This window comes from Dietzia sp. NPDC055340 (assembly GCF_053645335.1).
Genome location: NZ_JBSHML010000005.1, coordinates 24,126 through 40,671, shown reverse-complemented (window position 1 = coordinate 40,671; position 16,546 = coordinate 24,126). Strand labels below are relative to the sequence as shown.

At 71.1% G+C, this 16,546-nt stretch carries 18 protein-coding genes; 12 read left to right on the top strand and 6 right to left on the bottom strand.

Features of this window, described 5'->3' with window-relative positions:
- Positions 1–13 precede the first annotated feature (13 nt).
- The 4 genes from ACWIFB_RS04635 to ACWIFB_RS04620 all read left to right on the top strand — a co-directional run bounded on the left by ACWIFB_RS04635 (position 14) and on the right by ACWIFB_RS04620 (position 3,273).
- Positions 14–349, top strand: a complete 336-nt coding sequence (locus ACWIFB_RS04635) for a DivIVA domain-containing protein (RefSeq protein WP_454057480.1) — start codon at positions 14–16, stop codon at positions 347–349.
- Positions 350–454: 105 nt separating this feature from the next.
- Positions 455–622 carry a DUF3117 domain-containing protein gene (locus tag ACWIFB_RS04630; protein WP_230930417.1) on the top strand — a complete coding sequence of 56 codons (168 nt, stop codon included), beginning with the start codon at positions 455–457 and terminating at the stop codon, positions 620–622.
- 75 nt (positions 623–697) lie between these two features.
- Positions 698–2,281 carry a leucyl aminopeptidase family protein gene (locus ACWIFB_RS04625; protein WP_454057479.1) on the top strand — a complete coding sequence of 528 codons (1,584 nt, stop codon included), beginning with the start codon at positions 698–700 and terminating at the stop codon, positions 2,279–2,281.
- Complete coding sequence (locus ACWIFB_RS04620; RefSeq protein WP_454057478.1) at positions 2,278–3,273, top strand: methyltransferase type 11; 996 nt, start codon at positions 2,278–2,280, stop codon at positions 3,271–3,273. Before ACWIFB_RS04625 ends, ACWIFB_RS04620 begins: the two co-directional genes overlap by 4 nt.
- Here ACWIFB_RS04620 and glgA read toward each other — a convergent pair.
- Positions 3,262–4,431 carry a glycogen synthase gene (glgA, locus tag ACWIFB_RS04615; protein WP_452100012.1) on the bottom strand — a complete coding sequence of 390 codons (1,170 nt, stop codon included), beginning with the start codon at positions 4,429–4,431 and terminating at the stop codon, positions 3,262–3,264. The two genes, ACWIFB_RS04620 and glgA, sit on opposite strands and share 12 nt — an antisense overlap.
- Positions 4,432–4,574: 143 nt before the next feature.
- Between glgA and glgC the strand changes: the two genes are divergently transcribed.
- Positions 4,575–5,801: a glucose-1-phosphate adenylyltransferase gene (gene glgC / locus ACWIFB_RS04610; RefSeq protein WP_452100011.1), complete on the top strand. Its 1,227-nt coding sequence runs from the start codon at positions 4,575–4,577 to the stop codon at positions 5,799–5,801.
- 40 nt (positions 5,802–5,841) lie between these two features.
- Here the strand turns inward: glgC and ACWIFB_RS04605 are convergent, their stop codons facing one another.
- Positions 5,842–6,447, bottom strand: coding sequence for an O-methyltransferase (locus ACWIFB_RS04605; protein WP_454057477.1), 606 nt, complete (start codon positions 6,445–6,447; stop codon positions 5,842–5,844).
- Positions 6,448–6,643: 196 nt separating this feature from the next.
- Here ACWIFB_RS04605 and sigE point away from each other — a divergent pair, with 196 nt between their 5' ends.
- The 4 genes from sigE (at position 6,644) to tatB (ending at position 9,984) form a co-directional block, all read left to right on the top strand.
- The gene (gene sigE / locus ACWIFB_RS04600; protein ID WP_344993352.1) at positions 6,644–7,267 is read left to right on the top strand and encodes an RNA polymerase sigma factor SigE; all 624 of its coding nucleotides are present in this window, start codon (positions 6,644–6,646) and stop codon (positions 7,265–7,267) included.
- A 127-nt stretch (positions 7,268–7,394) separates the two neighbouring features.
- On the top strand, positions 7,395–7,862 hold the full coding sequence (locus tag ACWIFB_RS04595) for an anti-sigma factor family protein (RefSeq protein WP_452100010.1): 468 nt from the start codon (positions 7,395–7,397) through the stop codon (positions 7,860–7,862).
- Between the two features lie 10 nt (positions 7,863–7,872).
- Positions 7,873–9,423, top strand: a complete 1,551-nt coding sequence (locus ACWIFB_RS04590) for a S1C family serine protease (protein WP_454057476.1) — start codon at positions 7,873–7,875, stop codon at positions 9,421–9,423.
- 66 nt (positions 9,424–9,489) lie between these two features.
- On the top strand, positions 9,490–9,984 hold the full coding sequence (gene tatB / locus ACWIFB_RS04585) for a Sec-independent protein translocase protein TatB (protein ID WP_452100008.1): 495 nt from the start codon (positions 9,490–9,492) through the stop codon (positions 9,982–9,984).
- 77 nt (positions 9,985–10,061) lie between these two features.
- On the opposite strand, the gene ACWIFB_RS04580 is transcribed toward tatB, so the two are convergent.
- From ACWIFB_RS04580 to ACWIFB_RS04565, 4 genes are all read right to left on the bottom strand, one after another.
- The gene (locus ACWIFB_RS04580; protein ID WP_230930408.1) at positions 10,062–11,201 is read right to left on the bottom strand and encodes an Mrp/NBP35 family ATP-binding protein; all 1,140 of its coding nucleotides are present in this window, start codon (positions 11,199–11,201) and stop codon (positions 10,062–10,064) included.
- Between the two features lie 39 nt (positions 11,202–11,240).
- Positions 11,241–12,368, bottom strand: a complete 1,128-nt coding sequence (locus ACWIFB_RS04575) for a lytic transglycosylase domain-containing protein (RefSeq protein ID WP_454057475.1) — start codon at positions 12,366–12,368, stop codon at positions 11,241–11,243.
- 88 nt (positions 12,369–12,456) lie between these two features.
- A complete protein-coding gene (locus ACWIFB_RS04570) occupies positions 12,457–13,008 on the bottom strand; it encodes a DUF1003 domain-containing protein (RefSeq protein WP_452100006.1) in 552 nt (183 codons plus the stop codon).
- Entirely contained in the window at positions 13,005–14,321 is a 1,317-nt protein-coding gene (locus ACWIFB_RS04565) for a magnesium transporter MgtE N-terminal domain-containing protein (protein WP_344993332.1), read from the bottom strand. Before ACWIFB_RS04565 ends, ACWIFB_RS04570 begins: the two co-directional genes overlap by 4 nt.
- Positions 14,322–14,390: 69 nt before the next feature.
- Between ACWIFB_RS04565 and ACWIFB_RS04560 the strand changes: the two genes are divergently transcribed.
- Genes ACWIFB_RS04560 through ACWIFB_RS04550 form a run of 3 tightly spaced genes read left to right on the top strand, consistent with a single transcriptional unit; the run spans position 14,391 to position 16,533 of the window.
- A complete protein-coding gene (locus ACWIFB_RS04560; protein WP_454057474.1) occupies positions 14,391–15,425 on the top strand; it encodes an HpcH/HpaI aldolase/citrate lyase family protein in 1,035 nt (344 codons plus the stop codon).
- Positions 15,422–15,928, top strand: a complete 507-nt coding sequence (locus tag ACWIFB_RS04555; RefSeq protein ID WP_452100004.1) for a general stress protein — start codon at positions 15,422–15,424, stop codon at positions 15,926–15,928. Before ACWIFB_RS04560 ends, ACWIFB_RS04555 begins: the two co-directional genes overlap by 4 nt.
- The gene (locus ACWIFB_RS04550; RefSeq protein ID WP_452100003.1) at positions 15,928–16,533 is read left to right on the top strand and encodes a suppressor of fused domain protein; all 606 of its coding nucleotides are present in this window, start codon (positions 15,928–15,930) and stop codon (positions 16,531–16,533) included. The genes ACWIFB_RS04555 and ACWIFB_RS04550 overlap by 1 nt, the downstream gene beginning before the upstream one ends.
- Positions 16,534–16,546: the final 13 nt, after the last annotated feature.

The following is a 16,546-nucleotide window of genomic DNA, read 5'->3' as shown; positions in this document are numbered from 1 at the left end:
GGGAACCCAGGCCATGCTCACCGTCGTCATCTACGTGGTGGTCACCCTCATCATCGCGGCGGCGCTGTTCGCGCTGTCCGTGGTGCTGTTCGGCCGATCCGAGGTGCTCCCGGCGGTGGAGAAGGGGCACACGATCACCTCCTTGCCGGAGGGACCGATCGCCGGTGACGATCTGCGCTCGGTGCGTTTCGGGATGTCCGCCCGGGGCTACACGATGGCGGAGGTCGACTGGGCTCTGGAACAGGCGGCGCGTGAGATCGATGAGCTGCGGGCCCGTCTCGGGCAGGCCGGCGTGACCGACGCCTCGTCCCGGCGGTCGGACGGTCGACCGACTCCGGCGTCCGGGTAACGCGGAACACGCTAGAATCGTCGGTATCCACTAGCGGTACCGATCGTGGGTCAGGCGCTGCCTCGCAGTGTCGCCTCGCGGACAAGGACGAAGGGAATCGACCTGATGGCGGCTATGAAGCCCAGGACGGGTGACGGACCGATCGAGGCGGCCAAGGAGGGCCGTGCGATCATCATGCGCGTCCCGCTCGAGGGCGGCGGACGACTTGTCGTCGAGCTGACCCCCGATGAGGCCAAGTCGCTGAGCGTGGAGCTGGCGGAGGCCACCTCGTAATCGCACGTCCACCGATCCCGGCGCATCCGACCCTCGTGGCGGATGCGCCGACTCATATGTCCGGAGGGTTCCCTGATGTCCGCTGATCCCAGTCGCTGCCACCCCGTCCACCCGGCGTCCGGCCGCGGCGCGATCGACCGTCCCCTCCCGGGCCGCCCGCTGCCCGCGGTTCGTGTGGTCTCCGGCGCCGCGCCCGAGGACGCCACGCCCGTGATCACGCGTGCCGCTGAGCGAGGCCGCGCGCCGCGCGGGCGCACGGACGAGGTTCGTGCGGAGGTGCACGAGGGGCGTGCGGTGATCGCGGTCGAGCTCGCCGACGAGCCTCCCCGGGCGGGCTGGGCCGGCGCGGTCGATCACGGGCTCGGCCACCGCCGTGCCGGTGCGGCGTTGGCGCGACATCTGCGGGATGCGCGGTCCGCGGCCCCGGTGGTGGTGGACGTGCCGGACGAGGTGTCGCCCGATCGTGTCGGCGACCTGGTCCTGGGGTACCTGCTCGGCGCGCGCGGTCAGGACACCTTCGCCGCGGATCCGGCGCCGGTGGCGCCGGAGTTGGTGGTGCGGGTGGACACCGCCCGGGTGGCGGCCGGCCGATCAGACCGTGGGGCCGGTAGTGGCCACGACGACGACACCGCCGCCACCGCCAACCACGTCCACCGGGCCGTCGCAGCTGCTCGCGAGGCGGCCCGCGCCACCGCGCTGGCCCGAGATCTCGCCGGCGCACCCTCGGACCTGAAGACCCCCGAGTGGCTCGTGACCCGGATGTCGGAGTTGCTCGAGGCGGCGGGGATGCAGACCAGGGTCCTCGAGGGCGCGGCCCTCGAGGCCGGCGGCTTCGGGGGAGTACTCGCGGTAGGTGGCGGATCCGACGCGGCGCCTCGGGTGCTCGTCGCACGTCGCCCCGGCCCCGGGCCCAGGGTCCTGCTCGTGGGCAAGGGCATCACCTTCGACACCGGCGGGATCTCGGTCAAACCCGCCGAGGGCATGCATCTCATGCGCACCGATATGGCCGGATCAGCGGCGGTCGTCGCGGCCGCCGAGGCGTTCTGCGCGGCCGGCTCCGACCCCGTGCGCGCGGATCTGGACCTGACCGTGGTGGTGCCGTCCGCGGAGAACATGCTCTCGGGGTCGGCATACCGGCCCGGCGATGTGGTCACCCACGTCGGGGGGATCACCTCCGAGGTCACCAACACCGACGCCGAGGGCCGCATGGTCCTCGCCGACGGCCTCGCCTACGGGATCTCGGAATCCGATCCGGATGTCGTGGTGGATGTCGCCACGCTGACCGGGGCGATGAAGGTCGCGCTGGGAATGCGCACGGGAGCCGTGATGGCAACGGATGACGACCTCGCCGAGCGCATCGCCGACGCCGGCGCGGGGGCGGGGGAGCGGTGGTGGCGGCTGCCGCTGCCGGACGATCTGCGCCCGGCGGTCCGCTCGGAGATCGCCGACCGTCGCCAGGCGCCCAGGGGGCCGGGCGCGATCACCGCGGCGCTGTTCCTCGAGGGATTCGTGGACGGGCGACCCTGGGTGCACCTGGACATCGCCGGCCCCGCGCGGTCCCCGGAGGAGATCGACGAGGTCGGGCCGGTCGCGACGGGGTTCGCCACCCGGACGTTGATCGGCTTCCTGCGGGATCTCGCGGACCGGCCACGCGCGTGAGCCCGGCGTCTCGGGCGCTCCGGCGAGCGATCCCGCTGTTGCGGTGCCCGCTGTGCGGGGAGCCGCTCACGGCGGTCGAGGTTGAGTCGGCCGGTCCCGGGACGCCCGGCCCGGTCACCGGGGTGCGCTGCGATTCCGGGCATGCGTTCGATCGGGCCCGCCAGGGCCAGCTCACGCTCTTCGGCCTCCGCGGAAGACGGTTCGTCGGGGACACCGCCGATCAGGTCCTGTCCCGGGAGCGGGTGCTGGTTTCCGGTGTCCTCGATCCGCTGGCCACGCTGCTCGGCCGGGTCGCAGGCGAGGCGATCGGCCGGGCGGATCGAGAGGACCGCGGCGCCGGGCCCGTGGTCCTCGAGGCCGGCGCGGGGACCGGCTTCTACCTCGAGCAGGTCCTGTCGACGCTCCGCGGCGATCGCGGTGGCGATGACAGCGGGGGCGATCACAGCGGTGGCGCTGGCCGTGGCGGGGAGGGCGACGCCGCCGCACCATTGGGCATCGGCACCGAGATCTCCGTCGCCGCCGCGCGACGGCTCGCCAGAGCCGACGCGGACATCGCCGCCCTGGTCGCGGACACATGGGACGGGCTGCCCGTGGCCGACGATTCCGTGGACGTGGTGCAGGTCGTGTTCGCGCCGAGGAACGCCGCGGAGTTCGCGCGGGTGCTCGCCCCCGGCGGGGTCCTGGTCGTGGCGGGCCCCGGCCCGGGGCACCTGGAGCCGCTTCGTTCGCACGCCGGGATGCTCACGCCGGAGGCGGGCAAGGCGGACCGGCTCGAAGCCGGACTGGCCGGCTATTTCGCACCCGGTGCGGCTCATGTCGTGGACTTCACCGCGCAGGTGCCCGGCTCCGTGGCCGTGGATCTCGCGCTCATGGGGCCCAGCGGCGTGCACCTGGACCGCGGCGGACTCGAGCAACGCCTCGGCGGCGGCGACCGCGAGGTGCGTGTGCACGTCGAGGTCAGGACCTTCCACCCGGTGCGATCAGCGCAGTAGAGACGCGTAGAGCTGGTGCGTCTGTTCCGCGATCGCCTGCCAGGAGAATCTGGTGCGGGCGCGCTCCTGCCCCGCCAGTCCGAAGCGGGTCGCCTTGTCCCGGTCCGCTATCAGGTCGTTGACGGCTGCGGCGAACCCGGCTTCGAACGCCTCGGGCTCGGTGTCGTCGTAGTGCACGAGGGTGCCGGTCTCACCGTCCACCACGACCTCGGGGATCCCGCCGACGTCGGACGCCACGACCGCGGCCCGGCAGGCCATCGCCTCCAGGTTGACGATGCCCAGCGGTTCGTACACGGACGGGCAGGCGAAGACCGTCGCCGCCGAGAGGATCTCGATCACCTCGTTCCGCGGCAGCATGTCCCGCAGCCAGAAGATCCCGTCGCGGCCGGACTGGAGCTCGGCGACCAGACTTTCCATCTCGGCGGCGATCTCCGGGGTGTCCGGCGCGCCGGCGCACAGCACCAACTGGGCATCCGGGTGGAAGTCCCGGGCGGCCCGCACCAGGTGGGGCACGCCCTTCTGGCGGGTGATGCGGCCGACGAACGCGACGATCGGGCGGTCCGGGTCCACCCCATGGCGGCGCAGCACCGAATCGGGGCCGGTGAAGGGCTCGACCGGGGCCCATTCCGTGGTGTCGATGCCGTTGAGGATCACGTGGATACGATCCGGGTCGATCTCAGGGTAGACGCGGAGGATCTCGTCCTTCATCCGGGCGCTCACGGCCACCACCGCGTCCGCGCCTGCGAAGGCGGTGCGCTCGGACCACGACGACACCCGGTATCCGCCACCCAGCTGCTCCGCCTTCCAGGGGCGGCTGGGCTCGAGCGAATGTGCCGAGACCACGTGGGGGATCCCGTACAGCTCACCGGCCAGGTGCCCGGCCAGGCCGGTGTACCACGTGTGGGAGTGCACGATGTCCGCGCCCTCGGCGCCGACGCACATCCGCAGTCCCGCGGACAGGGTCCGGATCGCGGGGTTGGCGTCCGGACCGAGCTCGGGGTCCGGCCGGAACGCGCGCGCCGTGGCCCGGTCCGCGCCCATGCACAGCACGTCGACCTCGCAGAGAGGCCGCAGCGTGGACACCAGCTCGGTCACATGGACGCCGGCTCCACCGTAGACCTCCGGCGGATATTCCCTCGTCATCATCGCTACTCGCACAGACGCCAACCTAGCCGCTGGGGAGCCTTCCCGTCCCGGCCCCGGTGAACACCGTCCGACACCGCGGTGGCCAGCCGGTGCGAGGAGGGGGCAATGCCCTCGATGCCCCGCGTTGATCCGCCCGACACGGTTACGGTAGAGGCGTGAGGAACCAGCCGCACGTCCTAGCAATCGTCCTCGCCGGCGGCGAGGGCAAGCGCCTCTTCCCGCTCACCGCGGACCGGGCGAAGCCAGCCGTGCCGTTCGGTGGGTCGTACCGACTGATCGATTTCGTGCTGAGCAACCTCGTCAACGCCGGATTCATGCGGATCTGCGTGCTGACCCAGTACAAGTCGCATTCACTCGATCGCCACATCTCGCAGGTGTGGCACATGAGCGGTATGGGTGGCGAGTACATCACCCCGGTCCCCGCGCAGCAGCGACTCGGGCCCCGGTGGTACACGGGCTCGGCCGACGCGATCCTGCAGTCCCTGAACCTCGTGTATGACGAGCGGCCGGATCACATCATGGTTTTCGGCGCCGATCACGTGTACCGGATGGACCCACGCCAGATGCTCGATCAGCACGTCGCCACCGGCGCCGCGGTGACCGTGGCGGGGATCCGGGTACCGCGCAGCGAGGCCTTCGCGTTCGGCTGCATCGACGCGGGCGAGGACGACCTGATCCGGGGCTGGGTGGAGAAGCCCGCCGATCCGCCGGGGACCCCGGACGACCCGGACGCGACGTTCGCGTCGATGGGCAACTACATCTTCACCACCGAGGCGCTCATCGAGGCGCTCAGGGCGGACGCGGAGAAGCCGGATTCCTCGCACGACATGGGCGGCGACATCATCCCCGCGCTCGTCGAGCAGGAGCGGGCCTACGTGTACGACTTCGCCAGGAACCGGGTCCCGGGGGAGACCGACAGGGACCGCGGCTACTGGCGGGACGTGGGAACGATCGACGCGTTCTACGACGCGCACAGGGACCTGGTGTCCGTCCATCCGGTCTTCAATCTCTACAACTACCTGTGGCCCATCCGTACCCAGCAGGACAATCTCCCGCCGGCGAAGTTCGTCAACGGGGGGATGTCCCAGGAATCGATGGTGGGTTCGGGCACCATCATCTCGGCCGCGACGGTGCGGAACTCGGTGGTGTCGAACAACGTCATCGTCGAGGACGGCGCGGTGGTCGAGGGGAGCGTCCTGCTGCCGGGGGCGAGGATCGGCCGCGGCGCCGTGGTCCGCAAGGCGATCGTCGACAAGAACTGTCACATCGGTGACGGCGACCTCATCGGTGTGGACCGCGAGCGCGATCGTCGCCGCTTCCCGGTCAGCGCGGGCGGCGTCGTGAGCGTCGCCAAGAACACCACCACGTCGCTGGAGGACTAGCTGTACCGGCCATGGGCGCTGTGCCGCCCCGCGGGTCGGATCAGAGTGTGACGACGGTCAGCCCGGTGCCCACCGGCAGGACCGTCACGTGGGCGTGCTCCGGCAGCTCGGCGTCCTCGGGGAGTGGCGCGTGCTCACCGATCAACACCAGCGCGCCGCCCGCGCGTAGGAGCTGATGGGAGCGCGAGACCACGCGCGACACCGAGTGCTGGGGGACATCCGCGACGACCAGGTCGTAGGCGCCGTCGGCCAGTTTGTCGGCGACCTCGAGCGGGCGGGCCGCGATATACCTCGCCGCGGACGACGGGTGGCCCGCCGAACGGACCGCCGACCGGGCGGCGTCTAGGTGATGGGGGTCGTCGGTGATGCACGTGACCACCGTGCCGCCACGGGGGCCCGCCGCGGCGAGGATCGCCAGTGCGGGTACGCCGGGCGCGGGGGAGAGGCACACCGCGGCACGGGCGCCGGTCAGACGGGCCACGAGCCGGATGGCCTCGGCCGTCAACGCGTCCGGTGACGCAGCTCCCAGCTCGTCCGCCTCGGCACGGGCGGGGGCGTAGAGGGAGTCGTCGACGAGATCGGCGCCGCGGCGCGCGATTCCGTCGAGTCCGGAACGGTTGGCGGGGACATCAGCTGAATCGGACACGTGAGCAGCGTATCCGGCGAGCAGTGACGAACGGCGTGCAACGCGCGGTGATCGGATCGGTATGAGACTCTCAGCCACATCTCAGTGCGGGTATACCGTCAGGACAGCTCTATGAGGGAGGGTGGGCACCGTCGCACCACGAGGGTGCGTCGAACACCGCGCAGGATGCACCGGGTCTGCGCCGGAAGGTGGCCGAATGTACTCACGAACCGTCCACGGGACAGCGATCGCCCCCGAGGCGGATCGAGACGCGATCGTGGGTACGGCACGGTTCGACAGCACCGGCGACGCGGCAGATATGCCGTCCTGGTCCGAGCTCGTGGCGCAGCACGGTGACCGCGTGTACCGCCTCGCCTTCCGTCTGTGTGGCAACGCGCACGACGCCGAGGACATCACCCAGGAGGCGTTCATCCGGGTCTTCCGGTCGCTGGACAAGTACAAGCCCGGCACGTTCGAGGGCTGGATGCACCGGATCGTCACCAACCTGTTCCTGGACCTCGCGCGGCGGCGCGGTCGGATCCGTTTCGAGGCGCTGCCCGAGGACGCGGAGCGGGTGCCGGGCCGGGAACGCAGTCCGGAGCAGGTCCTGTCGGAGGAGTCGTTCGATCCGGTCCTGCAGACGGCGTTGGCGAATCTGTCGCCCGAGTTCCGCGCCGCGGTCGTCCTCAGCGACATCGAGGATCTCAGCTACGAGGAGGTCGGCAGGATCCTCGGCGTGAAGATGGGGACCGTGCGCAGCCGGATCCACCGTGGTCGAGCCGCGCTCCGCGCCGAACTCGAGGCGGCCGGGGTCACCGGAGTACACAGCCGGATCGACTGAGGTCGCGGCCGCGGCCGGGACGCCGGCGAAGCGGGCTGTCCGGGGAACCCCGAGGGGACCCCGGACGTTGGTCTTTCCGACGGGGTCACGGCGGCCCCGGAGTGACCACGTGGCAGGAGGGTGACCGGTGGACGAACGGCATTCCGGACGCAAGCCCGCTCCCGAGTTCACGCTCTCCCAGGAGGCAGCCCGGCGGGTGGCCGACCGCACCGGCCCGCCGCGGCCCCGCCGGACCTTCCTGTCCACCGACCATCTGTCCACGGAGGCCGCCGCCGCGTACGTCGACGGCCGGCTGCCGCAGGCCGGCCAGAACCGTGCCGACGCCCACCTCGCGTTGTGTGACCAGTGCCGTCGCGAGGTCGACGATCAGCGCGAGGCCCGTCGCGCCCTACGCGGATCCGGGCCCATCCGCATGCCCAGCGACCTCCGTGACCGCCTGAGGTCCCTGGAGGACGAGGGCCGCCGGGCGGAGGCCGACCGCCGGGGCGAGATGACACCGCAGCGGGCGCCGGGGCACCCGGCGGCGTCAGTCGAGCCCGATCGCGGCGGGCCGTGGTCGAGGCTGCTGCGCCGACTCCGCCGCCCCGGCCACTAGGGTGGGCCGGGTGGAGGATCTGACTGGCGTGCCCGCGAGCGCGGGACGAGGCGAGGACCCCGACCGCCCCCTGCGCGAGCCCGCCCCTATCGATCGTCCGAGAGTCGACGAGGACGTCGCCGCGCGTTTCTCCCGCCCCGTCGGCGTCACCGGGGGGTTCGCCCCCGGACGCCCGGGCGGCGGGGCGACCGGATCCGGCGGTGGTTCCGGCGCGGAGGTGCCGACAGAGGCCGCCGCACCGCGCGTGGAGGACCCGGCGCTGGCCCAGGCTTTCGGTCCGACGCCCGGGGCCGGGCGGGGCATCGAGCGCCACCCGTCCTGGCAGGACGAGGTCGCCACGCCGCCGCCCCCGCAGCCGGACCCGTGGAGGGATCCGAACGCACCGGTGGGCTTCGGCGCGCCGGCCGTGCAGGAGGAACGGGACCCCGCGCCCGTGGACCTCACGCGCACGGATACCGCCCCGGCTCCCCGTCTCACCCTGTCCGAGGCGCTTTTCGAACGTCGACTGAGCCGGCAGGCACTGGCCGGTGCGGCTGCCCTCGTCGCCGTCGTCGCCCTTGTCGGCGGTGCCATCGGCGCCGTCGTCGCGGATTCCGCGCGCGTCCTCACCACCTCGACGGTGCGCATCGCCGACGCCCCGGACACCGTGGCGGGGCCCGGCAACACCGTCGGCGAGGTGGCCCAGCGGGTTCAGCCGGCGGTGGTGAACATCCAGGTCTCCTCCCCGTCCGCGCGCGGCGAGGGGTCCGGCATCGTGATCGACCCGCAGGGCTACATCGTCACCAACAACCACGTCGTCACCATGGACGGGGCGACCGACCGCGCGGACATCGACGTCGTGTTCTCCGACGGCTCCCGCGCCCCCGCCGAGATGGTGGGACGCGACCCCGCCACCGACCTGGCCGTTCTCAAGGTCGAGGGGGTGGAGAACCTCACCGTCGCCGCACTGGGCGACTCGGACAGCGTCGAGGTGGGCGAACAGGTGATCGCGATCGGCTCCCCGCTCGGATTGGTGCGGACGGTCACCGAGGGCATCGTCTCGGCCACCCAGCGACCGATCGCTCTCGGCGAGTCCACCTCGGACGGCGACGTGGTGATCGACGCCATCCAGACCGACGCGGCCATCAACCCGGGCAACTCCGGCGGTCCGCTCATCGACGGCACCGGCGCCGTCATCGGCATCAACACCTCGATCTTCACGCAATCGGGCGGATCCATCGGGCTCGGCTTCGCCATTCCCGTCAACGACGTCCGTGACATCGCGACCTCCTTGATGACGGAGGGCGCCGTCCAGCACGCCACGATCGGGGTCAACGCGCGTAAGGCCGACAACGGATCGGTCGAGGGCGCCGAGATCGTGAACGTCCGCGACGGCTCGGCCGCCCAGGAGGGCGGACTCAGGGAGGGCGACGTGGTGACCAAGGTCGGTGACCGCCCGGTGCGATCGTCCGACGAGCTGGTGGTCGCGGTGCGGCGCGCCGGGGCGGACGACGACGTCCCGGTCGAGGTCGTCCGTGACGGGAGCCGCGTCGAACTGACCGTCCGTCCGGTGCTGGGCTGACCGCCGCCCCCGTGGGCGACGTCTCACTCCCGTGGACGCGCCGGACGACGTATCCTCGACAGCGATATGTTCACGAACGTGGGGTGGTCCGAGCTACTGGTGCTCGGCGTTGTCGCGCTGGTGGTCCTGGGGCCTGAACGGTTGCCGGAGGCCGCCCGGTGGCTCGCCTCCGCGATCCGCAAGGTCAAGGAGTTCGCGGGCAACGCCCAGCAGCAGCTCAAGGACGACTACGGAGCGGATTTCGACGAGTTCAAGGAGCCACTCCAGCAGCTCAACGAACTGCGTGGACTGAGCCCGCGGGCGATGGTCACCAAGCATCTGCTCGATGGCGACGATTCGTTGTTCTCCGGCAACTTCGACGCCGCGGCGCCCGCCGGGGGCGCGGTGGCGGCCGGCCCCGCGGTCACCGGCCCGGCCACCACCGGCCCTTCGGCCACCGGCTCGACCTCGGGAACCGCGCCGCGGCCCACCAAGCCGCAGTCGGCTTCCGGTACGAGTTCCACGGCGGCACCCGCTCCGTCATCGCCGAGCGGCGCGACGAACTGGGACGACGCGACCTGAACCCAGGTGTCGCACTGACTCTGCTGCGGTCCGCCCGGGGCGGGCCGCTCTGCTGCGGCCCGCCCCGGCCTCGGATGTCAGAGGTGGCGGGTGGTGTCGATCCCGAGGTTCATGCCGGCGAGGCCGCGGGGGCGCACCGCGAGGCCGTCGGCGATCTCCAGGTAGGCCTTGCCGGCGGGGGAGTCCGGCGCGGCGAGAACGATCGGGGTGCCCTCGTCGCCGTGCTCGCGCACGGCCTGTTCCAGGGGGACCTGGCCGAGCAGCTTGACCGTCGCGCCGACGGAGCGGGACAGATTGGCCGCCACCTCCGCTCCGCCACCACTGCCGAAGACGTCCATCCGGGTCCCGTCCGGGAGTTCGAGCCAGGACATGTTCTCGATGACGCCGGCGATTCGCTGACGGGTCTGCAGCGCGATCGACCCGGCCCGCTCGGCGACCTCGGCGGCCGCCTGCTGCGGGGTCGTCACGACGAGGATCTCCGCGGACGGGATGAGCTGCGCGATGGAGATCGCCACGTCACCGGTGCCGGGCGGCAGGTCCATGAGCAGGACGTCCAGGTCTCCCCAGTAGACGTCGGCCAGGAACTGCTGGAGCGCGCGGTGGAGCATGGGGCCGCGCCAGACCACCGGGGTGTTGCCCTTGGTGAACTGGGCGATCGAGATCACCTTCACGTCGTGCGCGACCGGCGGCAGGATCATCTGCTCGACCTGGGTCGGGCGGGCGTCCGTCCCCAGCATCCGGGGGATCGAGTGGCCGTAGATGTCCGCGTCGAGGACGCCGACCGACAGTCCACGCTCGGCGAGGGCCGTGGCGAGGTTGACCGTCGCGGTGGACTTGCCCACGCCGCCCTTGCCGGAGGCGACCGCGTAGACGCGGGTGAGGTTGCCGGGCTGGGCGAACGGGATGACGGGCTCGGCGGCGTCGCCGCGAAGGTGCTTACGCAGCTCCGTTCGCTGTTCGTCGCTCATCACGTCGAGCTCGACGCCCACTTCGCCCACACCGGGGACGTCGGACACCGCGGCCCGGACGCGGTCGGTGATGGTGTCCCGCATGGGACACGTCGCGACGGTCAGGTAGATCCCGACGTCGACTCTGCCGGTGGCGGGATCCACCTCCACGCCCTTGACCATGCCGAGCTCGGTGAGCGGCTTACGGATCTCCGGATCATCGACCTTGGCCAGCGCGGCGCGGATCGATTCTTCGCTGGGTGCACTCATGATGACCCGAGTCTAGGCGTCATGGCACGCCGTGACGATTCAGGCCGGGGGAGGAGGGCAGAACGGCGCGATACAGGGCAACTCGATCTCGGGAAGTGCGAACGGCGCGGGCGGTGCCGGGGGAGCCGGCACCTCGACGACGGGCGGAGCAGACGGCTCCGGGGTCGACGGCGGCGGCTCCGGCGGCGGAGGAGTGGACGACCCCGGCACCTCGGTGCATCCGGGGACCGGACCCTCCGGCTGGCCCGGCTCGGCCGGCTCGGGGGCTGCGGTCGGGGTGCCTTCCCAGCCCTCGGGGCACTTCTCCGGGGGTTTTGGCTCCTCGTGCGTCGGCTTGGGCTGGTGGATCGGCGGTAGGTCGGACGGGAGCGGGAACGCGTTGACGGCGTAACCGTGGGCCCAGGCGTTGACGTTGGCGACGTAGGCCAGCGAGTTGTTGTAGGCCAGGATGGCCCGGGTCCGTGCTGCCGGGTCCGCCATGGAGCCGCCCTGATTGCACAGCAGGGTGGCCGCGGCCAGGGCCCCGTCATAGATGTTGTTGGGGTCGGCCACCCCGTCGTCGTTCCCATCGCGGCCCAGGAGCGCCCAGGTCGACGGGATGAACTGCACCGGGCCGACAGCCCGATCGAAGTCGGCGTCACCGTCGAAACGGCCGCCGTCGGTGTCCGTGATGACGGCTGTGCCCGGAATGGAACCGTCGAGGCGGGGTCCGACGATGCGGCCGATCGTGTTCCCGTGGACGTCGAACTTTCCGCGGCCCTGGTTGGATTCGACCTGGCCGATGCCGGCGAGGACCGTCCAATCCATCTCGCACGCGGGCTGCTCGGCGCTCAACCGGTCGGTCGCGCGGTGGTAGGCGTCGAGCGCGATCCCCGGGATGCCGAGGGGGCCGTCCGGGATCGTCGCCGGCTGGATGTGTGCGGCGCCGGGGTCGTCCGGGGCGGGAGCGGGCTCATCGGAGGGGGCCGGCTCGTTCTCCGAGGTGACCGGGCTCTCCGTGACGACGGGGGTGTGCGGGGCGGACTCCGCGAGGGGGGTGATGTCCGGGGCCTCCGGTGGGCTGTTGTCCATCGACAGTCCGACGGAGGCCAGGACCGCGATCGCCGTCGCGGTCACCGCGGCACTGGTCAGCACCTTGCGATCAGCGTTCTGCGCGACTTTGCGCAAGACTTCCCCCTACTGCTCAGCGGATGCGGCAAGCGACTTGTACGCCCCACGATGCTCGCCCCCTCGGGCGCATCCGGCCGGGCCGACGTTACTCCCGGCCCCTGGTATCAGGATCGTTTTTACCGTCAACAGTGTTACCTGCGCCACTGTTTAGTCCGGCGAGCAGAGTCTCGATCCTCTCGACCGAATCGCGCAGATCGTCGAGTTCACGGCGGAGATAGTCACGGGTCACGTTCTCGCCGACCGACAATCGGACCGACGCCAGCTCGCGGGCGAGGAATTCGGTGTCGGCTTTGGTCTGGGTGGCCCGGAGCCGGTCCTCCTTGAGTGCCGACTTGTCCCGGTCCTCCTGACGGTTCTGCGCGAGCAGGATGAGCGGGGCGGCGTACGCGGCCTGCGTCGAGAACGCCAGGTTGAGCAGGATGAACGGGTAGGGGTCGAAACGAAGCGCCACCACGGCGACGTTGATGATGATCCACACGATCACCACCACGGTCTGGATGAGCAGGTACGTGCCGGTGCCGAAGAACCGGGCGACGGCCTCGCTGTAGCGCCCCACCGCATCGGAATCGAAGCTGATGCGGGGGCGGCGGGAGGTGACCGGCGTGGACAGCGGAGAGCGCGATGATGGTTCGGTCACTTCTGATCCTTCTCCCCGTCGTCGTGGAGGTCCATATCGCGCCAGTCCTCGGGCAGGAGGTGATCCAGCAGGTCGTCCACTGCCACGGCGCCGAGGAGATGCCCCTCGTCGTCCACGACGGGCCCGCACACGAGGTTGTAGGTGGCGAAGAAGCGGGTCACCGCGTCCACCGAATCCGTGGGGCGCAGCGAGGACAGGCTCGTGTCGACGGTTTCCGCGACCATCGTCGACGGCAGTTCCCGCAGCAGCGCCTGGATGTGCACACAGCCCAGGTACTTTCCCGTCGGCGTGGCGGTGGGTGGTCGGACGACAAAGACGAGACTGGCCACCGCCGGACTGAGATCGGGATTGCGGCAGTGTGCGAGTGCCTCGGCCACGGTCGTTTGCGGCGTGAGGACGATCGGCTCCGGCGTCATCAGGCCACCGGCCGTGTCGGCGTCGTACGTCAACAGCATCCGGACCGGTGCGGAGTCCTCGGGGTTCATCCGTTCGAGGAAGGATTCCGCGTCCTTCTCGGGGAGCTCGCCGAGGAGGTCCGCGGCGTCCTCCGGATCCATGGCCTCGAGAACGTCCGCCGCGCGCTCGAGTTCGAGACGGGTCACGATCTCGGTCTGCTCGTCGTGGGGCAGCTCCTGGAGGATGTCGGCCAGCCGCTCGTCATCGAGTGTGCGGGCGACCTCGAGCCGTCGGACCTCCGGCAGTTCGCGTAGTGCGTTGGCCACGTCGGCCGGACGCATGTCGGCGAACTGCTCGACCAGGCTCTCGGCGCCATGGCCGGGAGCACCGATTGCCGTGTCGTCCATCCCGCTGATCCGGTTCCACGGATAGATCGACACGGGGCCCCGACGGCTCAGTGGTGTGCGACCTCGGCGGACCCGGGCGGCCACCCGGGAGACCAGCCAGTCCCTCGAGCGTTGACGCTCGATCTCCACATCGACGACCTGGTGCCGTACGGACCCTGCGGAACCGTCGGCCGACCCCGGACCCGCCTGGTCGGTCTCCACGTTGATGATCGAGTCGACGAGGGAACCCAGTACGACGTTCTCGCCCGGGCGGGACTGGAAGCGGTGCAGGTTGATGGTTCCGGACACCAGCGACACGGACCGGGGATCGATGGAGGCGACCCGGAGCATGGGGACGAAGATCCTGCGCCGGGTCGGCAGCTCGACCACGAGTCCGATGACCCTGGGAGGTCTGGGCCCGGATCGCATCGTCACCACGACGTCACGAATGCGTCCGATGTCATCCCCGTCAGGTCCGATCACCGGAAGCCCGGCTAGCCTGGCGACGAAGGCCTTGTTGAGGTTCGCCATGCGGACCAGGCTAGTCATCGAACGGCGGCAGCCGTACGCCGAACCTGACCTGAGGGAGAGCCACCCACGATGAGAGACGCCTCGCACAGGACGCCAGTTCCCTCTGATCCGGCGGCCGCTATCGCCGACCTCCGCTCGCGGCCGCGACGGACCGTCCTGGCCGTCCCGGGTAGCAGCGTCAAGATGATCGGCAAGGCCAGGGGTCTGCAGGTGGACGAGGTGTTCTTGGATCTCGAGGACGCCGTCGCCGGGCCAGCCAAGGAGGAGGCCCGCGGCAACGTCGTGGAGGCGCTGCTGGCGGGAGGGTTCGCGGCACCCACCGTCGTGGTCCGGGTGAACGCCTGGGACACCGAGTACACGGTGCGCGATGTCACCGAGGTGGTGGGGCGGGCCGGCGCGCACGTCGATGCGCTCCTGCTGCCGAAGGTCCGTACCGCGTCAGAGGTGGTCGCCCTCGACCTGGTGCTCTCGCAGGTGGAGAAGGCGGCGGGCCTGCCGGTCGGTCACATCGGGATCGAGCCCCAGATCGAGGACGCACTGGGTCTGACCAACATCAACGAGATCGCCACGGCCAGCCCTCGGGTGCTGACGTTGGTGTTCGGCCCGGCGGACTTCATGGCGTCGGTCGGGATGCGGACCCTGACGGTCGGCGAGCAGCCGGACGGCTATGCCCCGGGCGACGCCTACCACCATGTATTGATGTCGATTCTCGTCGCGGCGCGGGCACACGGGCTGCAGGCGATCGACGGCCCGTTCCTCAAGGTGCGCGACGAGGAGGGATTCCGTCGCGCGGCCGCCCGGACCGCGGCCCTGGGTTTCGACGGCAAGTGGGTGCTCCACCCGGCACAGGTGGACGCGGGCAACGAGGTCTTCAGCCCGCGCCAGGCGGAGTTCGACAAGGCCGAGGGGATCCTCGCGGCCTATGCGCATTCGACGTCCGAAGAGGGGGGCGCCCGCGGCGCGGTGATGTTCGGCGACGAGATGCTCGATGAGGCCAGCCGTAAGATGGCACTGGTGGTCTCCGCGCGCGGCCGCGCGGCCGGGATGACCGTCTCGGACGAGGCCACCTCGAACGGGCGACCCCCGGAAGGACAGATTCCATGACCTCTCGCGTGAACATGACGACCGGCGGTACGCGGGGCGGGCGGACCCCGGGGCTGCCCACCCCGCCGACCGGCTGGGTTGTCGCCTCGTACTCGACCTACGAGCAGGCCCAGGCCGCCGTCGACCATCTGGCGGACGAGGAGTTCCCGGTCCACGAGGTCACCATCGTCGGTGTCGATCTGATGCAGGTCGAGCGGGTGACCGGTCGTCTGACGTGGCCCAAGGTCCTGCTGGGCGGCCTGGCCACCGGTGCCTGGCTCGGACTCTTCGTGGGCCTGCTGCTCGGGATATTCACCCAGCCGATGTGGGGGGTCGTGCTGACCGGTCTCGTGGGCGGGTCGGTGTTCGGTGTCGTCTCGGCCTCCCTGTCGTATGCGGCGACCAGGGGTAAGCGGGATTTCGCGTCGACGCAGCAACTGGTCGCCGGCCGGTACGACGTCCTGTGTGAACCCGCCAACGCGGAGCGGGTGCGCGATGAACTCGCGCGGTTCGGGATGAAGTGATGACGGGTGGTTTCCCGCCCGGTTCCCCGGGCGTACTGGAGTCGGTCCGCGCGCATCTCGAGAAGCACTACGGCCCACAGCCGCAGGAGGCGTCGGTGACGTTCCTCGGCGCGCCCCCGATCCGCGTCCTGCGGTTCGTGGAGGTGGAGACCGGGCTGGTCCGCTACGTCTCGCTCGGGTGCTCCGCCGAGCCGATGGGTGACCCCTCGGCGCTGGTGCCGGACCCGACCGCGCCCCGCGCGGAACTGAGTCTGGTCCTGCAGGGCGGCGTCGACGGGCTGGTCCGGGCGCTGTCCGTGCTCGCAGCGGCGCCCGCGGTCGAGGGGCTGGTGCTGTCGGAGGGCGCGCTCATCGATCTCGGGGAGCCCCTCTGGCCGGGAGCCGCATTCACGGCGGTGATCCTCCGTGCCCCCGAGATCCCGGATGTCGAGCTGCCCGGTGAGACGGCGTCGGTCTCCGTGTTCCGCGCGGTCCCCGTCACCCATACGGAGGCTGCCTGGGTCCGGATGAAGGGCGCGGCCGAACTGGAGGAGGCCTGGGCGGAGGCCGGGATCGACGTCACCGATCCGGCACGCGCGGCGGTGAACCCGGGGATGTCCCGCTGACCCTCCGGCGCGG

What these genes read in the sequence shown, in the direction of transcription:
- sigE (WP_344993352.1), top strand. Translation starts at nt 6,644, where the DNA reads ATGTACTCACGAACCGTCCACGGGACAGCGATCGCCCCCGAGGCGGAT.
- ACWIFB_RS04580 (WP_230930408.1), bottom strand. Translation starts at nt 11,201, where the DNA reads ATGAGTGCACCCAGCGAAGAATCGATCCGCGCCGCGCTGGCCAAGGTC.
- ACWIFB_RS04550 (WP_452100003.1), top strand. Translation starts at nt 15,928, where the DNA reads ATGACGGGTGGTTTCCCGCCCGGTTCCCCGGGCGTACTGGAGTCGGTC.
- ACWIFB_RS04560 (WP_454057474.1), top strand. Translation starts at nt 14,391, where the DNA reads ATGAGAGACGCCTCGCACAGGACGCCAGTTCCCTCTGATCCGGCGGCC.
- ACWIFB_RS04565 (WP_344993332.1), bottom strand. Translation starts at nt 14,321, where the DNA reads ATGGCGAACCTCAACAAGGCCTTCGTCGCCAGGCTAGCCGGGCTTCCG.
- ACWIFB_RS04635 (WP_454057480.1), top strand. Translation starts at nt 14, where the DNA reads ATGCTCACCGTCGTCATCTACGTGGTGGTCACCCTCATCATCGCGGCG.
- ACWIFB_RS04555 (WP_452100004.1), top strand. Translation starts at nt 15,422, where the DNA reads ATGACCTCTCGCGTGAACATGACGACCGGCGGTACGCGGGGCGGGCGG.
- ACWIFB_RS04625 (WP_454057479.1), top strand. Translation starts at nt 698, where the DNA reads ATGTCCGCTGATCCCAGTCGCTGCCACCCCGTCCACCCGGCGTCCGGC.
- ACWIFB_RS04630 (WP_230930417.1), top strand. Translation starts at nt 455, where the DNA reads ATGGCGGCTATGAAGCCCAGGACGGGTGACGGACCGATCGAGGCGGCC.
- tatB (WP_452100008.1), top strand. Translation starts at nt 9,490, where the DNA reads ATGTTCACGAACGTGGGGTGGTCCGAGCTACTGGTGCTCGGCGTTGTC.